Annotated in this window: 4 protein-coding genes; all 4 read left to right on the top strand. The window is 34.7% G+C overall.

What is annotated here, in order from left to right:
* The coding region (locus tag V4T18_RS18185; protein ID WP_332651858.1) for a hypothetical protein at positions 1-623 on the top strand (623 nt) is incomplete at its 5' end.
* 537 nt (positions 624-1,160) lie between these two features.
* Complete coding sequence (locus tag V4T18_RS18180) at positions 1,161-1,832, top strand: hypothetical protein (RefSeq protein WP_332651856.1); 672 nt, start codon at positions 1,161-1,163, stop codon at positions 1,830-1,832.
* A gap of 527 nt (positions 1,833-2,359) precedes the next feature.
* Entirely contained in the window at positions 2,360-3,019 is a 660-nt protein-coding gene (locus V4T18_RS18175; RefSeq protein ID WP_332651854.1) for a hypothetical protein, read from the top strand.
* Positions 3,020-3,037: 18 nt separating this feature from the next.
* Positions 3,038-3,210: DUF6792 domain-containing protein (locus tag V4T18_RS18400; protein ID WP_442916963.1), on the top strand; the 173-nt coding region annotated here is incomplete at its 3' end.

Here is a 3,210-nt window from a genome sequence, read left to right as displayed (position 1 = left end):
GAGGTTGTGGGTCAATGAATACAAATGACAGTTCAGGTACTAATTCAAAAGAGAAAGAGCCGCAAACGCTTGCCTTGCAGGATGAGTTTACAAGTAGGTTTCTTACTTCTTCTAAAGAAGTTCAAGACGGATACTATGAATTAAAATCAGGAATTGATGGGTACACGTTGTTATTCCCGGTAAATGCCACACTGGATCAGACGTTTTATCAATATCGAGATCAAGAGTATGAGGCTATTTATTTCTGGGAAGATCGCGAAAAAGAAAATTACGGGTATTTTGTAAAAGGTCGTTTCGAAGATCGCAAGATTACACAGTTAATCGATAGCAATCTCGATTTACTTATCGGTTCGGAAAAGTCATTAGCACCAGAAGATTTCGAAAAATATGAGATAGAAGAAAATGATGTTTATTTTGCTGAATTTAAACAAAATATAATTGACAACGAAAAGGGTTATTATTTGCACTTCTTAGGTTATGTAAAATCTCAGACTAGTGATAAAGCCATAGCCCTATCTTATAGCTCTACATGCATAAGTGAAACAGAAGAATGTAAGCTTAAGCTTGATCAAGAAAGAGAGCGAGCAAAAAAAATCTTCCATTCTGTTCGATTTAATCCTTAATATGATAGGGGTAATTTTGTGGAAGATGCTATTTTCCGATAACATGTTCAATGAAATCTTCTAAGTCTACCCAAAAACTCTCGTAAAACTCGCTGGTCTGCAAGAGGATATGTAACGCCTTGTAACAGAGGATGACATTTTACAACATCCAATAAATCGAAAAGCAAATTCGTCATCAACTCTTAACAGCTGATGGTTTTTTTATTGTTTTTTTGCTTCGCTGTCATTAATCGAACGTCCATAGCCGCTATTAAAATAGAGCTCAACTATAAAGGGTCTTGATGAATGAACCTTTTCCTCAATAAGTAATATTAGCGGGTATGAAAATTTTCCCTTTTTCAAAAGAGAAGTCTAGATGAAAAGCATTAATTTACGTGTACCATATCGTTTACCTCCCCATTATCTGGTAAATTATTGATAAGGTAACCTTCGTATAGTTATATGGCTTTTTAACATTAGTTTAAGTAGGAACTTTGAGATATAACTCCATAATGCTTTCAATAAGAATATTTAGTCAATAAAGAGAGGAGCAACATTTTGAAAAAGCGTTACTTACTATTTCTTTTTGCAGCGACCCTATCTATTGGCGGGTGTGGGTCAATGAATACAAATGGCAATTCAGGTAGTAGTTCAAAAGAGAAGGAACAGCAAACGCTAGCCTTGCAGGATGAGTTTACTAAGGAGTTCATTCCTTCTACAAAAGAAACTGAAGAAGGATACTATACGTTTGAATCGGGCGTTGGGGGTTATACGATGCTTTATCCGGTGAATGCTGTGATGGATCAGACGTATTATCAATATCGAGATCAAGATTACGAAGCCATTTATTTCGGAGAAGATAGAGAAGCAGAGAATTACGGCTATTCTGTCATAGGACATTTTGATGATCAGGAAGCTACTGAATGGATAGAGGAGAATTTAGAATTACTAATTGGATCAGAAAAGTCACTAACACCCGAAGACTTCGAAAAATACCAGATAGAAGATAACGATATTTATTTTGCAGATTTTAAACAAGACATAAATGACAATGAAAACGGGTATTATTTGCATTTCTTAGGTTATGTAAAATCCCAGACGAGCGATAAAGCCCTAGGTCTAACTTATAGTTCTACATGTATAAGCGAAACAGCAGAATGCAAGCTTGATTTGATACAAGAAAGAGAACGCGCGAAAAAAATCTTCCATTCTGTTCGATTTAATCCTTAATATGATAGGGGTAATTTTGTGGAAGATGCTATTTTCCGATAACATGTTCAATGAAATCTTCTAAGTCTACCCAAAAACTCTCGTAAAACTCGCTGATCTGCAAGAGGATATGTAACACCTTGTAACAGAGGATGACATTTTACAACATCCAATAAATCGAAACTTAAATTCGTCATCAACTCTTAACAGCTGATGGTTTTTTTATTGCTTTTTTGCTTCGCTGTTATTAATCTAACGTCCATAGCCGCTATTAAAATATTGCTCAAAAGGGTCTTGATGAATGAACCTTTTCCTCAATAAGTAATATTAGGGGATATGAATATTTTCCCTTTTTAAAAAAAGAAGTCTAGATGAAAAGCATTAATTTACTCGTACCATGTCGTTTACTTCCCCATTATCTGGTAAATTATTGATAGGTAACTTCCGTATAGTAATATGGTTTTTAACCTTAAAAAAGTAGGAACTTTTTTGAGGTATAACTCCACATTACTTTCAATCAATAAATACGTCTATAGGGGTGAAATATTTTGAATATTCGCTACTTAATACTTCTTTTTGCATCGACTCTTTCCATTGGAGGGTGTGGAATAATTAATATAAGTAATACCTCTCCAGAAAAGGAAGCACAAACGCTTGCCTTGCAGGATGAGTATACAAAGGAATTCATTCCTTCTTCAAAAGAAACTGAAGAAGGATACTATACATTTGAATCAGGCGTTGGTGGTTATACGATGCTTTATCCGGTCAATGCAGTGATGGATCAAGTCTTTTATCAATATCGAGGTCAAAACTATGAAGCCTTTTATTTTGGGGAAGGTCGAGAAGAAGAGAATTACGGCTATTCAGTCGTAGGACATTATGATGACCGTGAAGCTACCGAATGGATAGATGCAAATTTAGAATTACTGATTGGTTCAGAAAAGTCATTAACACCTGAAGACTTCGAAAAATACAAGATAGAAGATAATGATATTTATTTTACGGAATATAGGCACAATATAAATGATGATGAAAATGGATTTTATTTGGTTTTTTTAGGTTATATAAATTCCCGGACTAGCGACAAAGCAATAGGCCTAGAGTATAGCTCTACATGCTTGAGCAAAACAGAAGAATGTAACTTAAAGCTGGACCAAGAAAGAAATCGAGCAAAAAAAATCTTCCATTCTGTTCGTTTTAATCCTTAATAAGAGAGATGTGATTTTATGGGAGAAATTCTATTTTCAGATGAATTACGTGGACGAATTGTAGATTTGGAGTATGGTAAATTAACAGAGGAAGCGATAAAACGAATATATTTCGAGGAAACCGGAAAAGAATTGGCGGTTGATATTCAGCTATATCATGCAAAGGATTATAGCAAAAAACTAGACATCAG

It is taken from the genome of Lysinibacillus sp. 54212 (assembly GCF_036662795.1).
Classification (GTDB): Bacteria; Bacillota; Bacilli; order Bacillales_A; family Planococcaceae; genus Lysinibacillus_B.
This window is presented reverse-complemented; position numbering and strand designations above follow the sequence as displayed.